Raw genomic sequence first — 244 nt, 5'->3', positions numbered from 1 at the left:
CACACCGTCGAAGCCCACTGGGGCCCCGAATGGGAAAAGCGCGCGTACGCCGCGCCCGCTTTCGACGGCAACCGGAAAGACTTCTCGATCCAGTTGCCGCCGCCGAACGTCACGGGCACCCTGCACATGGGCCACGCGTTCAATCAGACCATCATGGACGGCCTCGCCCGCTATCACCGCATGCTCGGCGAAAACACGCTGTGGGTGCCGGGCACGGACCACGCGGGCATCGCCACGCAAATCG

At 66.4% G+C, this 244-nt stretch carries 1 protein-coding gene; it reads left to right on the top strand.

Annotation, left to right across the window (positions count from 1 at the left end; genetic code table 11):
- Window positions 1-244: class I tRNA ligase family protein (locus SB753_RS40500; protein ID WP_410805606.1), on the top strand; the 244-nt coding region annotated here is incomplete at both ends.

This window comes from Paraburkholderia sp. SIMBA_053 (assembly GCF_046534895.1).
Lineage (GTDB): Bacteria > Pseudomonadota > Gammaproteobacteria > Burkholderiales > Burkholderiaceae > Paraburkholderia > Paraburkholderia caledonica.
Note: the sequence above shows the minus strand (reverse complement) of the source record. Positions and strands in the feature narration are given on the sequence as shown.